Source organism: Marinomonas sp. ATLA20, from assembly GCF_057180105.1.
In genome coordinates, this window is sequence record NZ_JBXUKU010000014.1 from 35985 (window position 1) to 56801 (window position 20817).

General features: G+C 43.7%; 19 protein-coding genes. 11 read left to right on the top strand and 8 right to left on the bottom strand.

What is annotated here, in order from left to right; genetic code table 11:
* Window positions 1-3 precede the first annotated feature (3 nt).
* Window positions 4-1071: an ABC transporter ATP-binding protein gene (locus AC2A4J_RS18020; protein ID WP_484177004.1), complete on the top strand. Its 1068-nt coding sequence runs from the start codon at window positions 4-6 to the stop codon at window positions 1069-1071.
* A 110-nt stretch (window positions 1072-1181) separates the two neighbouring features.
* Here the strand turns inward: AC2A4J_RS18020 and AC2A4J_RS18025 are convergent, their stop codons facing one another.
* Complete coding sequence (locus AC2A4J_RS18025) at window positions 1182-2048, bottom strand: HDOD domain-containing protein (protein ID WP_484177005.1); 867 nt, start codon at window positions 2046-2048, stop codon at window positions 1182-1184.
* 102 nt (window positions 2049-2150) lie between these two features.
* On the opposite strand from AC2A4J_RS18025, the gene AC2A4J_RS18030 reads away from it, so the two are divergent.
* Entirely contained in the window at window positions 2151-3347 is a 1197-nt protein-coding gene (locus AC2A4J_RS18030; RefSeq protein ID WP_484177006.1) for a class I SAM-dependent rRNA methyltransferase, read from the top strand.
* Between the two features lie 85 nt (window positions 3348-3432).
* Here the strand turns inward: AC2A4J_RS18030 and AC2A4J_RS18035 are convergent, their stop codons facing one another.
* Complete coding sequence (locus AC2A4J_RS18035) at window positions 3433-4089, bottom strand: histidinol-phosphatase (RefSeq protein ID WP_484177007.1); 657 nt, start codon at window positions 4087-4089, stop codon at window positions 3433-3435.
* Between the two features lie 135 nt (window positions 4090-4224).
* On the opposite strand from AC2A4J_RS18035, the gene AC2A4J_RS18040 reads away from it, so the two are divergent.
* Genes AC2A4J_RS18040 through AC2A4J_RS18060 form a run of 5 tightly spaced genes read left to right on the top strand, consistent with a single transcriptional unit; the run spans window position 4225 to window position 8978 of the window.
* The gene (locus AC2A4J_RS18040) at window positions 4225-4710 is read left to right on the top strand and encodes an RNA pyrophosphohydrolase (protein WP_255828013.1); all 486 of its coding nucleotides are present in this window, start codon (window positions 4225-4227) and stop codon (window positions 4708-4710) included.
* A gap of 49 nt (window positions 4711-4759) precedes the next feature.
* Complete coding sequence (gene ptsP, locus AC2A4J_RS18045) at window positions 4760-7048, top strand: phosphoenolpyruvate--protein phosphotransferase (RefSeq protein WP_484177008.1); 2289 nt, start codon at window positions 4760-4762, stop codon at window positions 7046-7048.
* Between the two features lie 23 nt (window positions 7049-7071).
* On the top strand, window positions 7072-7869 hold the full coding sequence (gene lgt, locus AC2A4J_RS18050) for a prolipoprotein diacylglyceryl transferase (protein ID WP_484177009.1): 798 nt from the start codon (window positions 7072-7074) through the stop codon (window positions 7867-7869).
* 7 nt (window positions 7870-7876) lie between these two features.
* The gene (locus tag AC2A4J_RS18055) at window positions 7877-8488 is read left to right on the top strand and encodes a GNAT family N-acetyltransferase (protein ID WP_484177010.1); all 612 of its coding nucleotides are present in this window, start codon (window positions 7877-7879) and stop codon (window positions 8486-8488) included.
* Complete coding sequence (locus AC2A4J_RS18060; RefSeq protein WP_484177011.1) at window positions 8472-8978, top strand: N-acetyltransferase family protein; 507 nt, start codon at window positions 8472-8474, stop codon at window positions 8976-8978. The genes AC2A4J_RS18055 and AC2A4J_RS18060 overlap by 17 nt, the downstream gene beginning before the upstream one ends.
* Window positions 8979-9064: 86 nt before the next feature.
* Here the strand turns inward: AC2A4J_RS18060 and AC2A4J_RS18065 are convergent, their stop codons facing one another.
* On the bottom strand, window positions 9065-9916 hold the full coding sequence (locus tag AC2A4J_RS18065; RefSeq protein WP_484177012.1) for a thymidylate synthase: 852 nt from the start codon (window positions 9914-9916) through the stop codon (window positions 9065-9067).
* 162 nt (window positions 9917-10078) lie between these two features.
* On the opposite strand from AC2A4J_RS18065, the gene folA reads away from it, so the two are divergent.
* A complete protein-coding gene (gene folA / locus AC2A4J_RS18070) occupies window positions 10079-10588 on the top strand; it encodes a type 3 dihydrofolate reductase (protein WP_484177013.1) in 510 nt (169 codons plus the stop codon).
* Between the two features lie 6 nt (window positions 10589-10594).
* A complete protein-coding gene (locus tag AC2A4J_RS18075; RefSeq protein ID WP_255828020.1) occupies window positions 10595-11014 on the top strand; it encodes a secondary thiamine-phosphate synthase enzyme YjbQ in 420 nt (139 codons plus the stop codon).
* 75 nt (window positions 11015-11089) lie between these two features.
* Here the strand turns inward: AC2A4J_RS18075 and AC2A4J_RS18080 are convergent, their stop codons facing one another.
* The 3 genes from AC2A4J_RS18080 to ilvD all read right to left on the bottom strand — a co-directional run bounded on the left by AC2A4J_RS18080 (window position 11090) and on the right by ilvD (window position 15117).
* Window positions 11090-12313 carry a sensor domain-containing diguanylate cyclase gene (locus AC2A4J_RS18080; protein ID WP_255828021.1) on the bottom strand — a complete coding sequence of 408 codons (1224 nt, stop codon included), beginning with the start codon at window positions 12311-12313 and terminating at the stop codon, window positions 11090-11092.
* A 22-nt stretch (window positions 12314-12335) separates the two neighbouring features.
* Window positions 12336-13178: a 23S rRNA (adenine(2030)-N(6))-methyltransferase RlmJ gene (locus tag AC2A4J_RS18085; protein WP_255828022.1), complete on the bottom strand. Its 843-nt coding sequence runs from the start codon at window positions 13176-13178 to the stop codon at window positions 12336-12338.
* Window positions 13179-13272: 94 nt separating this feature from the next.
* The gene (gene ilvD / locus AC2A4J_RS18090) at window positions 13273-15117 is read right to left on the bottom strand and encodes a dihydroxy-acid dehydratase (protein ID WP_205115793.1); all 1845 of its coding nucleotides are present in this window, start codon (window positions 15115-15117) and stop codon (window positions 13273-13275) included.
* A gap of 162 nt (window positions 15118-15279) precedes the next feature.
* Between ilvD and AC2A4J_RS18095 the strand changes: the two genes are divergently transcribed.
* Window positions 15280-16500, top strand: a complete 1221-nt coding sequence (locus tag AC2A4J_RS18095) for an EAL and HDOD domain-containing protein (protein WP_484177014.1) — start codon at window positions 15280-15282, stop codon at window positions 16498-16500.
* Window positions 16501-17058: 558 nt separating this feature from the next.
* Here the strand turns inward: AC2A4J_RS18095 and fdxA are convergent.
* Both fdxA and mutS read right to left on the bottom strand, forming a co-directional pair.
* On the bottom strand, window positions 17059-17382 hold the full coding sequence (fdxA, locus tag AC2A4J_RS18100) for a ferredoxin FdxA (protein WP_012071401.1): 324 nt from the start codon (window positions 17380-17382) through the stop codon (window positions 17059-17061).
* Between the two features lie 140 nt (window positions 17383-17522).
* Entirely contained in the window at window positions 17523-20177 is a 2655-nt protein-coding gene (mutS, locus tag AC2A4J_RS18105; protein WP_484177015.1) for a DNA mismatch repair protein MutS, read from the bottom strand.
* A 79-nt stretch (window positions 20178-20256) separates the two neighbouring features.
* Between mutS and AC2A4J_RS18110 the strand changes: the two genes are divergently transcribed.
* On the top strand, window positions 20257-20751 hold the full coding sequence (locus tag AC2A4J_RS18110; protein ID WP_205115792.1) for a CinA family protein: 495 nt from the start codon (window positions 20257-20259) through the stop codon (window positions 20749-20751).
* Window positions 20752-20817 lie beyond the last annotated feature (66 nt).

Below are 20817 nucleotides of genomic sequence, written 5' to 3' on the forward strand. Positions count from 1 at the left end.
CAAATGTCATCGTTACCTCCTCATAAACTATTGAAAGAAATGATATTGACCGATGTATCGGTTGGTTACGAGGGGAATGCGGTTGTCAAAAATGCTTCCTTTAAGTTATTAGAAGGGCAGATAGGTTGTTTGCTTGGACCAAGTGGGTGCGGTAAATCTACCTTGTTGCGTGCCATTGCGGGCTTTGAGTCTTTAATGGCGGGGGAAATAGGCATTGATGGCGAGGTTATATCTAGTCCATCTCACAGTGTGAATCCTGAACATCGTTTTATTGGTATGGTTTTTCAAGATATCGCCTTGTTTCCACATCTTACCATTGCACAAAATATTGCTTTTGGCTTGTCTGCTTGGCCTAAAGAGTCAGTACAAGAACGTGTGATTTACTTGTTAAACTTAGTTGGGTTGGCAGGTTTTGAGTCTCGCTATCCGCACTCTCTGTCTGGTGGACAGCAGCAACGCGTCGCTTTGGCACGAGCTATTGCGCCAAAGCCTAAATTATTGCTAATGGATGAACCCTTCTCTGGGCTGGATGCCAAGCTAAGAGAAGAGCTAGTGCCTGATATACGGGCCATATTACAGCATGAAAAAATGAGTGCTTTATTGGTGACGCATGATCAGATGGAAGCCTTTGCCATGGCGGATCAGGTATCGGTTATGAGCGAAGGGGTGATTCATCAAACTGGTTCACCGTATCAGATTTATCATCGGCCAAAAACACGCTTTGTGGCAAGTTTTATTGGTCATGGGGACTTCTTAACGGCAACCGTCTGCGGGCCAGATTGTGTGCATTCTGACTTAGGCAATATCCGTGGAGATTTAGATCACGGTTTCGCTGACAATACAGAAGTGGATTTGTTGGTCCGTCCTGATGATATTTTGCATGATGACGACAGTGAGTTTGTTGGCGTTATTGTCAGTCGTTGGTTTCGAGGGTCGCATTTTTTATATCGAGTGAAATTGTCTTCTGGCAAGGTGGTATATTGTTTTGCCTCTTCCCATCACAATCATTCTGTTGGTCAGGAAATTGGATTAAGCGTCCATTTAGATCATTTGGTGATGTTCCCTCGTTAGAACATTGTGCCTCGAAAAAGATGTCTAAATAAAAACGCCCAAGTCATTTACAAACAAATGACTTGGGCGTTTTTATAGATGCTTGCTAGTAAAATAATGCAACCAAAGAGTTAAACCGTTCCGATTCCCTGCTCGTGGCACAATTCAATCATGCCTTCGAAGTCGTATTCCGTCAGTTCTAAATGATCCAGAGCGTAATGGCCAATTTTTTGCCATTCATGGTCTTCATTTGCTCCACCTATATGCCTGAAAGTAGATGCTATGTGTTCAGCCATTTTTAAAATGGAAGCAAAGGTTAGGTTGATAGAGTCGCCCGGTACTCTGTGGCGAAATAGATATTCGACCCGATGGTGTTTGGCTATGACAGCGCAGCAACTTTTAGGCAATCCCCATGACTTTGCTAAATAATAGCCAATCACAGAGTGGTTAGTTTTAAAGGTTTGGTTTTCGAGGTCGGTTAGATTGAACTCAGGGTCTTGATAGCCTTGTTTTAACACATCTTGGTAACCGTCAAAGCGTTTAAGCATCAAAGGGATACCAGCGTTATGAAACAGCCCTAATGCATAGCATTCATCTTGATATTTAAAACCAAGTTGGTTGGCTAGGCTGGAGCAAATCGCCGCAACTTCGCTGGCTGTGTCCCAAAAACTGTGCAGTGATTGTATTGCCTCATCAGACAATTCGCTTTTTACCGCAAGGCCATTAACAATATTAGTGACACTATTTGGGCCAAGCAGCATCACCGCTTTTTGAATTGAGGTAATTTTTTTAGGCAAATTAAAAGACGCTGAGTTGACCAGTTTTAATACGGCCGCTGAAAGGCTCACATCCTGTGAAATAATATCTGATATACGGTCCATGTCTGGGTCAGGCATGGCCTGTTCCATGTGTAGATCCACCATTATCTGTGGCTGTGGTGGAATGCTAATGCCTTGCAGGATAAGTTTAAGCTGATTTTCATTTAATGTAGATGACATGGCATACTTCTTTAAGGCAAGTAACTTTACTGCCACGTAATTCGTAGCAATTGAATCTAGAGTCTTTATAATAGCGTTTTTTAAATATACTGGGTGAAAATTTTGAGTGTTATTCGACTAAAAGGTCAAGCTGATCGCCGATTAAGGGCTGGACATCAATGGATATACAGTAATGAGGTAGATACCTCAGCGACGCCATTAAAGCAATTTACCCCAGGGGATCAGGTTGTTGTCGAAACAGCTCAAGGTAAACCTCTTGGAATTGCGACAATCAATCCTAATACCTTGATTTGTGGTCGCTTAATGAGCCGTAGTACCGATACGTTTTTAAATAAATCGACTTTGGTTCATCGTATAAAAATTGCGTTATCTTTGCGCGAGCTTACGTATCCTGCGCCATATTACCGACTTGTTTTTGGTGATTCTGATGGCTTGTCTGGCTTAGTGGTTGATCGCTTTGCCGATGTATTGGTCGTACAAATTTCGACTGCAGGCATGGAACGCGTGAAAAACGAAATTGTTGAAGCTTTGCAAGATGTGGTGAAGCCGTCAGCTATTCTGATGAAAAATGATGGCAAGATGCGTCAAATTGAAGGCCTTGAGACTTATGTTGAAGAAGCTTTCGGTACGGTGCCAGAATTGGTTTTCCTACAAGAAAATGGTGTGTTGTTCCAAGCGCCAGTGTGGGATGGACAAAAAACAGGCTGGTTCTATGATCACCGTGAAAACCGTAAAACCATGCAAAACTTCTGTGATGGAAAGCGCGTATTAGACGTATTTTCCTACATTGGTGGTTGGGGAGTTCAAGCGGCATCAGCTGGTGCAACCGATGTTACTTTTATTGATGCGTCTGAGAGTGCGTTGAGTCATGTAGGTGAAAACCTTAAGTTGAATCAATATGAAGGTGGTTCTAACTTAATGCATGGTGATGCCTTTGAGGCGATGCAGTCTTTGATTGAAGACAAAGAGCGCTTCGATGTTGTGGTTATGGATCCTCCAGCGTTTATTGCTCGCCGTAAAGATATTAAAGCAGGTGAAGGAGCATATCATCGTGCTAACCAGCTGGCGATGCGCTTGGTTGCGAAGGGCGGGATTTTGGTGTCGGGCTCTTGTTCTATGCATTTAGAGACTGGACGATTGCACGATATAATTCGCAGTAACAGTCGTCAATTAGAGCGTTTCTCACAATTAATCTATCGTGGAACACAAGCGCCTGATCACCCAGTCCATCCTGCGATTGAAGAAACGGAATATCTAAAAGCGCTATTTTATCGTATACATAACAATATGGGCTTATAAGCTCCGTTTGTTTATAGAATGTAATAGTAAAAAGCGCTGCCAGATTATATCTGGCAGCGCTTTTTTGTTTTCATCGTTTCGTTGATTAATCTCTTAACGAAATATGTTGCCAACCACGGTCCTGGGCAATTTTTGTTAATGTCTCATCGGCATCAACAGCAATTGGGTGTGTGACTAGTTCTAGCAGTGGCAAATCATTACGAGAGTCGCTGTAGAAATAGCTGCCTTCCATTGAATATCCTGTTTCAGCCAACCAATCGTTTAGGCGAGTGACTTTGCCTGCTTGAAAGCTTGGCACGCCAATAATTTTCCCAGTGTAGTGATCATCAATAATCTCTGGTACAGGCGCAATAATATGATCCATGCCCAAGGCATCGCCAATTGGCCCAGTAACAAACTGATTGGTCGCAGTAATCATCAGCAAGAAATGGCCTTGGTCTTTGTGATGTTTTAGCAAAGCGTTGGCTTTTTCTTGCATCATCGGCTGAACTTTTTCCTGCATAAAAGTGTTATGAAGTTTAGCGAGTTCTTGTTTTGAAAACTTGGTGAGTGGTTCTAAGCTAAACGCCAAATATTCATGAATGTCTAAAGTACCTGCTTGGTACTCTTCGAAGAACTTATCGTTCGCCTGTTTGTACTCTTGGCTGTCTACTAGGCCTTTCTCGACCAGAAATTGTCCCCAAGTGTAATCACTGTCGCCGTTTAATAATGTGCCGTCTAAGTCAAATATTGCGAGTGTCACAAGCTGTCCTCAATTCTTCTAAAGTGCGCGAATTATAGCCTTGCAGACAATAAATAACAGCAGTCTTAATTGTGCAGATGGGGGAATTATGGAACAATGAATCTAATTTATTTTTATATTAAAAGGTGATAGCTCGTGATTGATGCAGACGGATACAGACCGAATGTGGGCATCATACTGATGAACGAGCGTGGCCAGCTCCTTTGGGCGAGACGTGTTGGGCAGAATGCTTGGCAGTTTCCGCAAGGGGGGATTAAACCTGATGAAACACCTGAAGAAGCTTTATATCGAGAGTTAAAAGAAGAAGTGGGGTTAGACCCACATCAGGTGGAAATCGTAGGGAAAACCCGAGGTTGGCTGCGCTATCGTCTTCCTAAACGCATGCTAAGACACAATAGTAAGCCTTTATGTATTGGACAAAAACAGAAATGGTTTCTTCTTTCTATTCGTTGCCCTGATGCATCTGTGTGCGTGGATGGAACTGAAACGCCTGAATTTGATGGTTGGCGTTGGGTAAGTTATTGGTACCCACTTGGCCAAGTTGTGGCATTTAAAAAAGATGTTTACCGCCGAGCGCTGAAAGAGCTGATCCCCTGCGCACATCGTCGACTAGAAAAGTGATAAACTTGCTGGCTTGATGCTGGAGGTAATATAGATTGATGGGAGAGCTATGCTAAGTTTGTTAAGACGAATTACCCAGGAAGTGACCGCCGCGCAGTCTTTGTCTGCGGCACTGGATATTATTGTCCGGCGTGTACGCAGAGCTATGCGAGCAGAAGTGTGTTCTATTTATTTAGTAGACAAAAATACTAAAGAATATATCTTGATGGCAACTCGTGGTTTGAATGCGGACGTTGCGGGTAATGTTAGTCTACAAGCGGATGAAGGCTTGGTGAGCTTGGTGGGCCGTAGGGCTGAACCTGTTAACCTTGAAGACGCTCATATTCACCCGTCTTTTCATTATTTAAAGGGGTCTGGAGAAGAAAGGTATCGTTCTTTTCTAGGGGTTCCTATTATTCATCATCGACAAGTTTTAGGCGTGTTGGTCGTTCAGCATGAAGACAAGCGCCGATTCGATGAGGGTGAAGAAGCCTTTCTTATTACTTTATCTGCCCAATTAGCGGGGGTTATTGCCCACGCTGAAGCCACTGGTGCGATTACCAGTATCAACCCTAATGTTATTCCCAGTGGATCTGATTTCCGTTACAAAGGTATTCCTGGTAGTTCAGGTGTGGCCATTGGTCGCGGTGTCGTGGTGTTTCCTCCTGCTGATTTGGATGTGATTCCAGACCGCAGCACTACAGATTTTGAAGAAGAAATCCAAGATTTTTACCAGGCTTTAGATGCTGTTCGTCAAGATATTCGTCGCGCCAGTAACCGAATTAGTCAGCACCTTTCAGCGGATGAAAAAGCGCTTTTCGATGTTTATTTGAAAATTCTCGATGACAACTCCATTGCCGGAGAGGTTGTTCGAAAAATCAAAGACGGTAATTGGGCTCAGGGTGCATTAAGACAAGTTATTCAAACACATATCCAGCAGTTTAACCGCATGGATGATCCATACCTTCGTGAGCGTGCGTCTGACTTACGCGACCTTGGGCGACGAATTTTATCTCACTTGCAGGAAAAAGCCCCGAATGTTGCAGAGCGTTTCAGCGAGCCGTCTATTATTATCGGTGAAGAACTGACCGCATCTATGTTGGGTGAAATCCCAATTGACAAGATCAAAGGTCTCGTTTCTGTCATGGGTTCTGGTAACTCCCATGTGGCGATATTAGCTCGTGCAATGGGGATTCCTACTGTCATGGGGGCGTTGGATTTACCTTATGCCCAGCTAGATAAAGTGGATCTTATTGTTGATGGCTATCTTGGTAAAATCTACACCCACCCTTCTGAAGCATTAATAGAAAATTACCAGCAAATTGTTGATGAAGAGCGGCTACTAGAAGAAGAGTACGAAACACTTAAAGATTTACCCTGTGAAACGCTTGATAACCATCGCCTTTCTTTGTATGTGAATACAGGTTTATCCGCTGACATTGCCCGCTCTTTAGATCGAGGTGCGGAAGGTATTGGTCTATATCGTACTGAAGTGCCTTTCATGGTGCGAGATCGTTTTCCGACAGAAGCTGAGCAGGTGATTATTTATCGCCAGCAACTAGAGGGTTTTGCTCCAGCACCAGTAACGGTTCGTACTTTAGACATCGGTGGTGATAAAGCGCTGCCTTATTTTCCAATAAACGAAGCGAACCCATTCTTGGGGTGGCGCGGTATCCGAGTAACTTTAGACCACTTGGAAATTTTTATGGCGCAAATTCGTGCCATGATAAAAGCCAGTGCCGGCCTGCATAATCTAAAAATTATGTTACCGATGATTTCCAATGTCGCAGAAGTTGAGGAGGCGTTAGCGCTTATTCGTCGGGCTTATGCGGAAGTGAAAGAAGAAGGATACGATGTCAAAATGCCGAGAGTTGGTGTGATGATTGAAATTCCTGCAGCGGTATATCAAGCAAAAGAACTGGCAGGGATGGTCGATTTTCTTTCTGTCGGTAGTAATGATTTAACTCAATACTTATTAGCCGTTGATCGTAATAACCCTCGAGTTGCCGATTTATATAATTCATTTCATCCATCTGTTCTTCGTGCTCTGATCAGCATAGTTGAACAAGTTCAAGATGAAGGTGTCGGTTTAAGTGTGTGTGGTGAAATGGCTGGCGATCCGATGGGGGCTATTTTATTGATGGCCATGGGATACGACGTTTTATCGATGAGTTCGACTAGCCTTCCTAAGGTGAAAGCAGTGATTCGAAACATTTCGATGGAACAGGCCCAAGCCATGCTTAATGAAGTGATGAAACTATCTCATGCCGAAGCGGTCACACAGACCATGACACGACTTATGCGCGAAGCCAATATCGAGCGTTTGATTCGACCATCTAAAACCACAAACGTGGAATAATACCTACCAGAGATTTTTTCAATATGATTTCATATCCAAACATTGATCCTATCGCCATCTCAATAGGGCCAATTTCCGTGCATTGGTACGGTATTATGTATTTAATCGGTTTTGCCGGAGCTTACCTGTGCGGCATGTATCGCGCCAAACGCTCTAATGGGCTTTGGACGCCAGAGATGGTTAGTGATGCGATATTTTATGGTGCACTTGGCGTCATTTTAGGTGGGCGGATTGGTTATATTCTGTTTTATCAGTTTCCTGCTTTTGTGGATAATCCACTTATTCTTGTGCGTATATGGGAAGGCGGTATGTCCTTCCATGGTGGATTGCTAGGTGTTATTACCGCTATGTTCTTCTTCGCTCGTCGCTATAATAAACACCTTGTGGATGTGACTGACTTTCTGGCACCGTTTGTACCAATCGGCTTGGGAGCAGGCCGTTTAGGTAACTTTATTGGCGGCGAATTATGGGGGAAGCCGACAGACGTTCCTTGGGCTATGATCTTCCCTAACGATCCTTTGCAACTAGCTCGTCATCCTTCACAGTTATATCAGTTTGCCCTAGAAGGCGTCGCTCTGTTTTGTATTTTGTGGTTCTTTTCGCAAAGAACAAAGCCACGTTATTGTGTTTCCGGCATGTTCCTACTTTTCTACGGTATTTTCCGAATCCTAGTAGAATTTGTTCGTGAGCCAGATATACAGATTGGTTACCTTGCTTTTGGTTGGCTGACAGAAGGGCAGCTCTTGTCTTTGCCTATGGTGATCATTGGGGCTGGATTGATGGTCGCAGGGTTTAAGTTAAAACGATATCCCAAACAATAAATAGCAAATGAAAGCAGCCAATTGGCTGCTTTTTTATAAAAGAATAAAGGAAAAGGCTGTGGTGCACTCTTTGGAACTTGGCGGTCAACAATCGAGTCTTCGGTTGTTATCTCGATCGGATTCTGAGTGTTTGTTGCGTTTTGAAACTAAGAATCGAGTTTGGTTTGAATCACATATAAATCCGCGGGAAGTTAGTTTTTACACTGACGATGGCGTAAAAAAGCATATTGAAGAATTTCTTTCGCAACATCAAAGAAAAGCCATGTTGCCGATGCTTATTGTTGACGACAATGGAGAGATTGCTGGCCGTATCAATTTAACCGATATTAATCTGGTATTGAGGGAAGCTTATTTAGGTTATCGGTTGGGCGAGAACTGTACTGGACGTGGCATAGCCAAACGTGCCGTTAAAGAAATGATTCAACTTGCTAACGAGCTTAATCTACAAACCTTAATCGCTTTTGTCTCTGTGGATAATATTGCCTCGCAGAAAGTACTGACACACAGCGGATTTGTTGAAATCAAGATCCATGAAAACTTTGCTGAAGTGCAGGGTAAAAACATTAATTGTATTGAATACCAGAAAATCGTTAAGGAAAGAGATGACTCTTTTAGTTAGAGAAGCACAGACTAAAGATGCACAGGGTATTATTAATATTTTGAACCCCATTATCGAGGAAGGTCTTTTTACCGTACTTGATACCACTTTCTCAGAGGAAGAGGAGAAGCAATTTATTCAAAATTTTCCTACACGTGGTGTGTTTCATGTGGCGTTAAATGAAGAGAATTCAAACGTCGTTGGCTTTCAAAATGTCGAGCCGTTTGCAGCCTATACTCATGCTTTTGATCATGTTGGTATTATAGGCACTTTCGTTGATGCTAGCAGCAGAAGGCAAGGCGTTGCATCGAGTTTATTCGAAGCGACTTTCAACTTAGCGAGATCAAAAGGTTATGAGAAGTTATTTGCCTACGTCAGAGAGGATAATCCAAACGCTTTAGCGACATATTTAAAACAAGGCTTTGAAGTGGTAGGAACTGCGAAAAAGCACGCTAAAGTTCGTGGTAAATATATTGATGAGATTCTGATAGAAAAGTTCTTGTTGGATTAATCTATCCACAAAGTTCATTTCAATAAAAACGGCGAATCCAAAATGGTTCGCCGTTTTGCTTTTAGGTCTCTTGAACCGAGAGTTGCTTACACTGAGAAAGGATAGGCGATAGGCTCGTGGAATTGATAGCCTTCGATTTCAAAGTCGTCCATGGTGACCCAAGTTTCTATGTCTTTTAGGGACTTGATTTCTGGGTTGATTTTTAACGTTGGCAGAGGGTAAGGCTCGCGCTTTAGTTGTACGTCACGCATTAATTCTAGCTGATCTTCATAGATGTGAGCGTTTACTATTTTATGAAAGGCTTTACCTGGTTTTTTGCCAGTGATTTGCGCAACGATGGCAAGTAATACATATACTTGAACCATGTTGAAGTTTAGCCCGAGCGGCACATCACAGCTGCGCTGAGTGCTGTTTAAATAAAGCGTATCACCAAGCAACGAAAAGTGATGGCTGTACATGCAAGGGCGAAGACACGCCATGTGAAACGCGCCGGGGTGATAAAATGTGAGGATTTCCCCACGGTTATCCACACCACGACTTAGATCATCAACAATTTGCTTTAATAGGTCGATATGACCGCCGTCTGGCTTAGGGAAGTTACGGCCAATGGCGCCGTAGCAAAGCCCCATATCATCTTCGCCTTTACGATAAGGGTTGTTTAGCCAAACGTCGTTTTCGTTGGCATTGGCATCCCAAGTTTTGGTGCCGAGTGCACGAAAGTCCGCTGCGTTGTCGTAGCCTCTTAAGTAGCCGATGATTTCAGCAATGGCAGACTTCCAGTAGCTTTTGCGTGTGGTAACGAGGGGAAATTCGCCTTTGCTTACATCATAAGTGAGGTCGGCATTAATGACGGTTAGGCAGCGTTTGCCAGTACGCTCGTTATTGACCCATTCACCTTCATTGACGATACGGTTGCAAAGATCCAAATACTGTTTCATAAAAAATGCCTTATCAGTGTTGCCGATGACGCTTTCTTGCGCAGGTTAAGAAATGCAATCTGGCTCGTCATGGGTATAATAAATGCCATTGATTATATCAGAAGCCTTTGCTCTTGGATTGTCGGAGTAAAGAAGAGCCAAGATTTTTACGCAGGTTGTTTTATGTTGTCACTTATTGTCGCTATGTCTACGAACCGAACGATCGGTATTAATAACTCTTTGCCTTGGCATTTGCCAAATGACCTTAAATACTTCAAGCAAGCGACGATCGGTAAGCCCATTGTCATGGGGCGTAAGACCTTTGAATCGATTGGTAAGCCGCTACCAGGACGTCGTAATATTGTTATTAGTCGCGACCCCGCTTATCAAGCAGAAGGGATTGATGTGGTAACAACGCTGGAAGATGCCATTTCCCTTGGTGAAGATATTTGCTTGGTCAATGGCCAAGAAGAAGTCATGGTGATTGGCGGTGCACAAATTTATCAATTAGCGCTTGAGCGCGCAGATCGTTTATACATTACGCATGTGGATGCTGAAGTAAAAGGCGATGCGTTTTTTCCAGAAGTAGATTGGCCTTCGTTTACTCTAATAGGTGAGGAAGCGTTTGCCGCTGAAGGACCAAACCCATACGACTACCGTTTTTCTGTTTACCAAAGAACCAGCGCAGAGTAATTCGTTATGTGGCAGCAAGCTGAAGTTCAATTGCCAGCGGTGCGTCGAGGCTTTCATTTGATTACCGATCAGGTAGAAGAGGCTTTGTCTAAATTATCGCCTGTGTCGATAGGATTGTTGCATGTTCAATTGCTTCATACTTCGGCGTCTTTGACGATCAACGAGAATGCCGATCCTTCGGTCCGCCGAGATATGGAGCGCCATTTTTCTCATATGGTGCCGGAAGATCAACCCTATTATGAACACATTTACGAAGGCAGTGATGACATGCCTGCGCATATTAAAGCCAGCATGTTGGGATCGTCCTTGACGATTCCGATTCGGGATAAGCGCTTGTGCTTAGGGATTTGGCAAGGTATTTATTTAGGTGAGCACCGAGATCATGGCGGTGCGAGGCGGATGGTATTAACGCTGCAAGGTGAGTAATACTGGTAATAATATTTGGTAAAAATAAAAACGCCGCATTTTTCAATGCGGCGTTTTTGTTTTTGATCGTTCGATTTAGTTAACCACAATTTGTTTACAAGAAGCTTGTCCATTTTCAACCGCTTGATTTGCGCTAAGAGCCAATTCTTCTATCGTTTCACCATCTTCTGGAAAAGCGGCGATACCAACGCAGAAGTCCAGTGGATCTGAGTTGCCTTCAAATAAGACAGACTTCTCATCTTCTGTAGGGTTGATGATATGTTTTAACAATGTCTTGGCATCTTTTACACTGGTATTAGGTAGTAACAACAGCAGTTTGTCAGGCTCTACCCGTGCCAATACATCGGCCTCGCGGATTTTTTTATAAATATAGCGAGCGGAAGTTTGAATGGCTATATTGCGTGCTTCCATTGGGAGCTTGCTTAGGCGTTCATTTGCATCAAGGTTGATTTTCGCCATGGTTAACGGCGTATATTGACGCTTTGCCAACCCCAATTGTTTTTTGAAGTGTGTCAGCGCGGCGCCACGGGTGAGCAAGCCTGTTAGTTCATCGAAAGTAGCTTGGTTGCGCAGATGTTCTTCTAATGCTTTCTGGGGGCTAATATCGACCATGAAACCAATGATTTTTTTGATGCTACCATCAGGTCCTTTGGTGTAGCTTCGACCGCGCTCTTTTACCCAAAGATAGTGCTGATCTCCAGTCAAAATACGGTATTCCACTTCATAATAATCTTGGTTAAGAGCCACGTGCTCATTGACTACAGTCGCCAGTCTTTTCACGTCATCAGGATGAACGAGGGCGTGCCATTCCGATGTTGAGCGTGGTGTTTGATCGAGTGGATAATTTAATAATGTTGCAATGGATTTTGAACAGGAGACTAAATCTGACCCTGTTTCCCAGATCCACAACCCTGCAGATGATTCGGTTAATGCGAATTTTAGCAGAGTGTTTTCAGCCGCAGAAAGATCCATGTGATCTGTATTGTAAACACAAGCGAGCACTGTTTCGCCAAGATGGCGCATTTCCAGTTGCATATTGACGAGCTTGTCACCAACACGAATCACGCTCTCGCAGCGTTCAATATTGCCAGTTTTAATTTTGTTTTGGAGTGTTTGCCAATCTTCTGCGCAGACAGCATCTTCACAAAGGGATTCCCATGTATCGGATGGTGTCGCATTAAAATTTTCAAATAAAACTTCAAAGTTGCGGTTGCACGATAATAGTTTACCAGAGCTGCTTTCTATTATAAAAGCAGGCGTTGGCATGTACTTAAACGCGAGTTCGAAAGCGGTGTTCATGACACGCTCCTTTATAATTCGGTTATTCTGGGGTGATCCAAGTGACTTGGTAATCCGCATCATTATCTTCTGCGAGCAGTTTGCTCAGAACCGGCAAAAATTCCTTGGCTTCTTTTTCTAGAGTCCAAGGTGGGTTGACGATAATCATACCGCTTCCAGCCATGCCGCGCTCTTGTTCTGTATTTCTTATGCAAAGTTCCAGCAAAAGTACATTGCGAATATTGGTGGCTTTAACCGATTTCAATAATTCGTTAGCTTGCTGACGATTTAATACCGGATACCAAATAGCATAAGTGCCTTGAGGGAAGCGCTTGTGACCGTCTTCCAATGCTTGAACCACGTATTGGTAGTCTTTCTTCACCTCATAAGGCGGGTCCATTAGAACGAATCCACGCTTTTGCGGTGGTGGTAACATGGCTTTAACTGCTGCGAAGCCATTGTCTTTAACAACATTGGCTTTACGCTTATTTGGAAACAGCGCCGCTAAAATTGGGTAATCGTTTGGATGCAGCTCACATAAGTGTAGTTTGTCTTTTTGGCGAACGTAATAATCGACAATTTTTGGGCTGCCAGGGTAAAACTCCAACTTATCCGTTGGGTTCATATCACGGACGATGTCTAATAAATCTTCCAATGGCTCTGGAAGGTTATCTTCAGTTAACAATCGTGCGATACCTGAGTGAAATTCTTTGTTCTTTTGCGCTTGTTCAGAGTTTAGGGAATATTGACCAATGCCAGCGTGTGTATCCAAATAGAAAAAGGGCGCGTCTTTTTTTATGAAATGGCGACATATTTGACTGACCGTCAAATGTTTTAAAATATCAGCGTGGTTGCCTGCATGATAAATATGGCGATAGCTGAGCATGGTCTTTCCTGTGGTAAGTTATTGGGTTGTGAATGAAAAAGGCCGCAACGCCTATATTTGGCAAAGCGGCCTTTTGCTTATTACTTTTTAGATATTAGTCGATTTGACTAATATCGCGTACCGCTCCTTTGTCTGCACTGGTTGCAAAGTGTGCATACACTTTGAGTGCTGGAGATACTTTACGAGGACGCTCTTCAACAGGTTTCCAAGCGTTTGCGCCTTTTGCTTCCATGGCGGCACGACGGTGGGCCAACTCTTCGTCGGATAGCAATACGTTGATCGAACGGTTTGGAATGTCGATCAAAATACGGTCACCATTTTCAACTAGACCGATGGCGCCGCCGGCAGCCGCTTCAGGTGAAACGTGTCCGATAGATAGGCCTGATGTACCACCAGAGAAACGACCATCTGTTAATAGAGCGCAGTCTTTACCTAGGCCTTTTGATTTGATGTAAGACGTTGGGTAAAGCATTTCTTGCATCCCAGGGCCGCCTTTAGGGCCTTCGTAGCGAACGATGACAATGTCACCGGCTTCTACTTTATCATCAAGAATGTTCTTAACCGCTTCGTCTTGAGATTCCGTTACGTGAGCACGGCCTTCAAACACAAGAATCGATTCGTCTACACCGGCACTTTTTACAACACAGCCATCCGCAGCGATGTTGCCATAAAGTACGGCTAAGCCGCCTTCGAGGGAAAAAGCATTTTCGATAGAACGAATGCAACCTTCTGCACGATCACCATCTAGAGAAGGCCAGCGAGTAGATTGGCTGAAGGCTGTCTGCGTTGGGATGCCAGCAGGTCCTGCTTTGTAAAACTCGACAATTTCAGGAGTCGGTGAGCGCATAATATCCCATGTCTCTAATGCTTCGAGCATGGTTTTCGAGTGCACTGTGTGACATTGGTTGTGTAAAATGCCTGCGCGATCAAGCTCACCTAGCAAAGCAAAGATACCACCTGCACGGTGTACATCTTCAACGTGGTACTTCGGTGAGTTCGGCGCTACTTTACAAAGCTGAGGCACTTTACGAGACAAGCGGTCGATGTCTTCCATAGTGAATTCAACACCAGCTTCACGGGCAATCGCCAATAAGTGCAAGATAGTGTTGGTTGATCCACCCATAGCGATGTCTAGCGTCATGGCATTTTCAAAGGCTTCGAAGCTTGCAATAGAGCGTGGTGCCCAGTTTGCTTCATCGTTTTCGTAGAAACGTTTAGTTATGTCTACAATGCGACGACCTGCATCTAGGAACAAACGGCGACGATCTGAGTGAGTGGCTAGTGTCGTGCCGTTGCCCGGTAAACTTAGACCAAGTGCTTCGGTTAAGCAGTTCATGGAATTGGCTGTAAACATACCAGAACAAGAACCACATGTAGGGCAGGCAGAACGTTCGTATTCGGCGACTTTTTCATCTGTTGCCGTTGGGTCTGCAGCAATAACCATAGCATCGACTAGGTCAAGCTTGTTCTCAGACAGCTTGGTTTTACCCGCTTCCATTGGGCCGCCAGACACAAAAATAACCGGAATGTTAATACGCATAGCGGCCATTAACATTCCAGGTGTGATTTTGTCGCAGTTTGAAATACACACCATAGCATCGGCGCAATGAGCATTAACCATGTATTCAACAGAGTCTGCGATCAAATCACGGGATGGAAGGCTGTAAAGCATTCCGTCATGACCCATGGCGATACCATCGTCGACAGCGATAGTGTTAAATTCCTTCGCTACACCGCCAGCGGCTTCAATTTCACGAGCAACCAGTTGCCCCATGTCTTTGAGATGAACATGACCTGGTACAAATTGAGTGAAAGAGTTGACCACGGCGATGATTGGCTTTTGAAAATCATCGTCTGTCATTCCGGTTGCACGCCATAGCGCACGAGCTCCGGCCATATTACGGCCCGATGTAGTTGTTTTGGAGCGATATACTGGCATTGTTTTCCCCACAGGTTTTTTGCTTTATTTTGTTTTATATAGTTGTCTACATTTAATGCGTCCATGTTACCAAGATTATTGCGTATGCCCAATGGCAATTTTTAGGCAATATTGAGACACTGTATGAATCGATACTGATATTTTTATTGAAACGGAAACGATATGGCCGAAAACATACTGTCAGCCCACTCTAACGTTACATTGGCAAGGCAACCAATAGTAGATAGTCGCCTTGCTGTAATGGGGTATGAACTTCTTTATCGCAAGAATACTGTCGCAGCACAGGCAGACGTCATTGATGAGGTAGGTGCGACAGCTCAGGTGATTGCGGCCAGTCTTTTTGAGCTCGGTATGGAAAGCCTTGTGGGTACCAGTAAAGCCTTTATTAATTTTCCTCGCGCTTACTTGTTAAGTTCTAGCGGCATGCCTATTAACAAAGAAAATATCGTCATTGAAGTGCTTGCCGGCTCGGGCTTTGATGCCATTCTGCTGTCATCTTTACGCCGTTGGGTGAAAGAGGGTTGTTCCATCGCATTAGATAATTTTGTATTTGATAGTAAGCTCACGCCTTTTATTGAGCTGGCTGATTACATTAAATTAGATGTTCAGGCGTTAGGTAGAGATGATTTTCATAAGCAAGTTGAAGCGCTAAGAGGCTTCAGTATCAAAGTTATTGCTGAGAAAGTGGAGACGTGGGAAGACTATCAATTTTGTCGTTTGCTAGGTGTTGAGTATTTCCAGGGATACTTTTTTGAAAAGCCTGAGTTAATGTCTAGTAAAGCGTCCAAAGTAAATAGCATGACGCTGCTTCAACTGATGTCTTCGCTGTTAAATACCTCCGTTTTAAGCATTGATGAATTGGAACAGATAGTTAGCCAAGACGCTGGACTGGTTCATAAACTACTGCGTTATTTAAACTCTCCTATAACAGGCTTAGTCGCTTCTGTAGATTCTGTTCGTTTGGCGATTATGCTTATAGGTGTAGAAAAACTTAAATCATTAACTAATTTATTGTTAATGTCTGAAATGGTGGGCGATCGCCATGTGTTGTTAGAGCAAATAATGATTCGCGCGAAACATGCGGAGTTGTTTGCCCAAAGCCGAGGATATAATAATCAAGACAAATATTTTTTAGCCGGAATGTTGTCTATGATCGATGTCTGCACTGGTATGAAATTAGACGAAGTGCTTGGTGAGTTACCTCTACCCAGCGAATTTATTAATGCGATAGTACATCGATCTGGAAGAGTGGGTAATACGCTTGATCTAGTCGAGCTTTATGGTAATGGCCATACCATAAAGAATTCTCAAGATTTAGGGGATCTGAAAAAGACCTATTTAGATGCGATCAGATGGGCCGACGAATTTCTACTTGCCGTTTGATGAAGTGTATTTTAAAGAAACCCTGATCCTGTGTAGTCCTTTTCTTACATGTCTGTAGGTGTTTCCCGTTTGTTACGTGGCTTAATGTCATGTTCTATTGTGGTTATTACTTATCTATTTGATTTATAAGTAAATATTTTTCAAATGTCAGTTTTTTGCAAGGTTGATATATATTTTTTAGCTGGTAAATTGTGTCTTATCCAAACGGAGTTCATGGATGAAGAGCACATGGAGTGCTTGATGATATGCCATTGATGGTGTTGAGGATTGAATTCGGATGTTCAAGAGCAATGGATTGTTCAAGGGAATAAACGTGGTTTGATGGATACGCCATGTAATAAGGACAGTTTGGAAGCTTCAGGAAGACGCAAACAGTGATGTTTTACTTATCGGAAGAGTTGCTTACAGGATGTTAGCAAAAAGCAGGGTTGCCAATAGGCGCCCTTTTTTTTTGCCTAAAATTTATCATTCGTCGATTAGTGTTGACGTTAATTATAAAAAAAGCGACTTAAAGTCGCTTTTTTTATACTTGGATTTTAGATTTAGTGCTGAGTTAAATTAACGCTCTAAGTGCTCTAATTTATCTTCAACACCATCCCATTGCGCAGCATCAGGAAGAGCGTCTTTTTTCTCGGCAATGTTTGGCCAGATCAAAGACAGATCGCGGTTCAATTCGACGAATACTTCTTGATCTTCAGGCAATTCATCTTCCGAGAAGATGGCATTAGCTGGACATTCAGGTTCACACAATGCGCAGTCGATACACTCGTCAGGGTTGATCGCCAAAAAGTTAGGGCCTTCGTAGAAGCAGTCCACAGGACAAACTTCAACACAGTCAGTGTATTTGCAGCGAATGCAGTTATCGGTAACGATGAAAGCCATTCGACTTCTCCTTACAAGCTATAAAAATGATTGCGCACTATTTTAGAGGTATAGGCCATTTCGCGGCAAGCAACAATCGACAATATTCTACATTTATCTGCTATTAGCTTATATCAACAGTAGTCTCAGTCCTGAACCTATTACAACTGAGATTTAAGTTGGTACAAGGCGCTTATTGCTTCTAATGGCGTCATGTTGTCTAAATCCAGTTCTTCAAGGGCATTTTTCAAGGCGTTTTGTTCCGCCTGAGCAAACATATCTGCTTGCTGAGGTTGGTAGCCATTGTTGCTCTCCTGTATAGCATGTTCTTTGGTTTTTACTTTTGTTGACGTTGCTGAAATAGTTGAAGTCTCTAAAGAGTGACTATCAAGGTCTATTCCTGTTACGACTTCTAGTTCTTTCAGCTTTTGCTTAGCGTGCCCAATAACATCACGAGGAACCCCTGCTAATTGCGCAACTTGTAAACCATACGACTGGCTAGCTGGACCTTCATGAACCTTATGCAAGAAGACGATTTCATCTTCGTACTCGGTTGCTGTTAAGTGAACGTTGGCGGCATTTTCTAGCTGGTCTGCTAGCGTAGTGAGTTCAAAGTAATGCGTTGCAAACAATACGTGGCATTTTAGCCTGTTAGCTAAATAGTCAACAGCAGCCCAAGCCAAAGATAGGCCATCAAAAGTACTGGTGCCACGTCCAACTTCATCCATAAGAACCAAGCTGTTTTTACTGGCGTTGTTTAGGATGTTTGCTGTTTCTGTCATTTCCACCATGAAGGTTGAGCGACCGCCAGCAAGGTCATCTGATGAGCCCATACGCGTAAAAATTCGATCTACTACTGAAATGGAAGCAGATTCAGCAGGCACAAAACAACCTGTATGCGCTAACAAAGTGATGAGAGCGATTTGGCGCATATAAGTGGATTTACCACCCATGTTCGGACCGGTAATCATCAGCAGTGAGCGCTTGTCATTTAGGTCGAGATCATTTGGCACGAAGGGTTCTGAAATAACCGATTCGACAACCGGGTGGCGTCCGCCACTAATCTGAATGCCGCCTCGATTGTGTAATTCCGGACAGCTGAAATTAAGTATGTTAGCGCGTTCGGCGAAGTTGTTCAGTACATCTAACTGTGCGAGGGCTTGGCTGGTGGTTTGTAATTCGCTTAGTGCCTCGTTTAGTTGATCTAGAAGACTTTCATAAAGCTCTTTTTCACGGGCAAGTGATTTGGATTTTGCACTGAGGGCTTTGTCTTCAAAGGCTTTTAATTCTGGCGTAATAAAACGTTCAGCATTTTTTAGTGTTTGGCGACGTATATATTCAACCGGTGCTTGATCGGAATGCAGGCGACTGATCTCAATGTAATAACCATGAACTCGATTAAAGCCGACTTTTAATGAGCTGATTCCAGTGCGAGCTTTTTCGCTGCGCTCCATCTCGGCAAGAAAATCGGTGGCATTGGTAGATAGCGCCAACAGCTCATCTAATTCTTCATCGTAACCTTTAGCAAAAATGCCGCCATCACGAACCACGGATGGTGGATTTTCAACTAGCGCTTTTGCCAAGGTTTCAGTGATATTTGGCTGCGCAATAATGCGTTGATTGAGCTCTTGTAGTCGCTCAGAAGTGGCGCTTGATAATAGTTGGTTGATCTCTGGCGCGGCTTCAAGGGCAAATCGTAAGCGTAATAAATCTCTAGGACGAGCAGAGCGTAAAGCAACACGAGATAAAATACGTTCCAAGTCACCGACTTTTTTTAGTGGTGCTTCAAAAGTGTCGTAAGTTTGATTGTTCTTTAACTCAGCGACAACCTGTTGACGAGCCTGAATTTCGTTCAAATCACGAATTGGCGTGTGTAACCAGCGTTTTAACAAACGGCTACCCATTGGCGTAGAGCATTTGTCGAGAACTTCCACGACTGTGTTGCTGGTGCCGCCTGTAAGGTTGATATCGATTTCTAAGTTGCGTCTGGTTGCGCCATCTATTAATACCGAATCATCTTTGTGTTCAACCATGATGGATTGAATGTGTGGCAAAGCTGAACGCTGTGTGTCTTTCGCATATTGCAGTAATGCGCCAGCAGATGAGATGGCGGCCGTTAATGCTTCACAGCCAAAGCCGGATAAGTCTTTGGTGTTGAATTGCTGAATAAGTTGGCGATAGCTGGATTCATAATCAAAATGCCAAGGGCCAAGTTCAGCAATGCCTTTTTCTAGTTTAAGCGTCGCGCGCGCAGGGAAATCTTCAGAGATAAGTATTTCTCTTGGAGACAAGCGCTGCAGCTCACTCGAAAGTGCTTCGTGGCCATCGACCTCAAACAGGCAAAAACGACCACTGGCCATGTCTAGATAAGAAAAACCAAACACATCCAAGCCTTTGCGGGATTGGTGAGCAAGTGATAGTAAAAGGTTCTCGCGCTTTTCTTCAAGAAAGGCTTCGTCACTGATGGTGCCGGGTGTGACGATGCGAGCGATTTGGCGTTCGACTGGACCTTTACTGGTAGCTGGATCGCCAGTTTGCTCAGCAACCACAACGGACTCGCCCATGCGAACCAAGCGTGCAATGTAGTTTTCTACTGCATGGAAGGGAATGCCAGCCATGGGAATAGGCATGCCTCCAGAATGACCGCGAGCGGTAAGTGTAATATCAAGCAGCTGAGACGCGCGTTTAGCGTCGTCGTAGAAAAGCTCGTAAAAATCTCCCATGCGATAAAATAGCAGTTGGTTCGGATGCTGTGATTTAAGGCCGAAGTACTGGCGCATCATTGGTGTATGGTTATCTGCTGGTGTTTTGCTCATCTGGGAAAGCTCGATTGTGATCCAAAAAATAGAGGGGTATTCTACGGGATATTTTCCAAGGATTTAAGGGATAATGATAATGAATCCAATGCAAAAAATGACACACGCGGCACAACAAGCTGGAGAGCTCTTACAAAAAAGAGGGCTGTTACTCGTCACGGCAGAGTCTTGCACTGGTGGCTTGATTGGCGCGGTATGCACGGAAATAGCTGGTAGCTCGGCATGGTTTTTCGGTGGTGTGATTAGTTACGCCAATGAAGCTAAAATGCGTGGTTTGTCAGTGAAAGAAGAAACCCTGTCGTCTTTTGGCGCCGTGTCTGAACAAACTGTAAAAGAGATGTGTGCTGGTGCTTTACAATTGGGCGGCGACATTTCTGTTGCTGTAAGTGGTGTGGCAGGTCCTGGGGGCGGTTCACCAGAAAAGCCTGTGGGCTGTGTTTATATTGGCTGGCAACGGATTGGTGAAGAAGCCAGAGTAGAGCGATTTTTGTTTTCTGGGGATCGTCAGGCGGTAAGAGAGGGGACGGTTTTAGAGGCTCTTCGCGGTGTAAAAGAGATGCTTGAAAGAGTTTAAAAATAATACTGTTTTTATATACAGTATTTCTTGAGATTACCCAAAAAAAACGATAGAGTTACCGAC

Bases quoted from the DNA above. Each gene is read 5' to 3' on its own strand.
- AC2A4J_RS18020 (WP_484177004.1), top strand. From the start codon at position 4: ATGTCATCGTTACCTCCTCATAAACTATTGAAAGAAATGATATTGACC.
- AC2A4J_RS18025 (WP_484177005.1), bottom strand. From the start codon at position 2,048: ATGTCATCTACATTAAATGAAAATCAGCTTAAACTTATCCTGCAAGGC.
- ptsP (WP_484177008.1), top strand. From the start codon at position 4,760: ATGCTAAGTTTGTTAAGACGAATTACCCAGGAAGTGACCGCCGCGCAG.
- lgt (WP_484177009.1), top strand. From the start codon at position 7,072: ATGATTTCATATCCAAACATTGATCCTATCGCCATCTCAATAGGGCCA.
- AC2A4J_RS18055 (WP_484177010.1), top strand. From the start codon at position 7,877: ATGAAAGCAGCCAATTGGCTGCTTTTTTATAAAAGAATAAAGGAAAAG.
- AC2A4J_RS18060 (WP_484177011.1), top strand. From the start codon at position 8,472: ATGACTCTTTTAGTTAGAGAAGCACAGACTAAAGATGCACAGGGTATT.
- AC2A4J_RS18065 (WP_484177012.1), bottom strand. From the start codon at position 9,916: ATGAAACAGTATTTGGATCTTTGCAACCGTATCGTCAATGAAGGTGAA.
- folA (WP_484177013.1), top strand. From the start codon at position 10,079: ATGTTGTCACTTATTGTCGCTATGTCTACGAACCGAACGATCGGTATT.
- AC2A4J_RS18075 (WP_255828020.1), top strand. From the start codon at position 10,595: ATGTGGCAGCAAGCTGAAGTTCAATTGCCAGCGGTGCGTCGAGGCTTT.
- AC2A4J_RS18080 (WP_255828021.1), bottom strand. From the start codon at position 12,313: ATGAACACCGCTTTCGAACTCGCGTTTAAGTACATGCCAACGCCTGCT.
- AC2A4J_RS18085 (WP_255828022.1), bottom strand. From the start codon at position 13,178: ATGCTCAGCTATCGCCATATTTATCATGCAGGCAACCACGCTGATATT.
- ilvD (WP_205115793.1), bottom strand. From the start codon at position 15,117: ATGCCAGTATATCGCTCCAAAACAACTACATCGGGCCGTAATATGGCC.
- AC2A4J_RS18095 (WP_484177014.1), top strand. From the start codon at position 15,280: ATGGCCGAAAACATACTGTCAGCCCACTCTAACGTTACATTGGCAAGG.
- fdxA (WP_012071401.1), bottom strand. From the start codon at position 17,382: ATGGCTTTCATCGTTACCGATAACTGCATTCGCTGCAAATACACTGAC.
- mutS (WP_484177015.1), bottom strand. From the start codon at position 20,177: ATGAGCAAAACACCAGCAGATAACCATACACCAATGATGCGCCAGTAC.
- AC2A4J_RS18110 (WP_205115792.1), top strand. From the start codon at position 20,257: ATGAATCCAATGCAAAAAATGACACACGCGGCACAACAAGCTGGAGAG.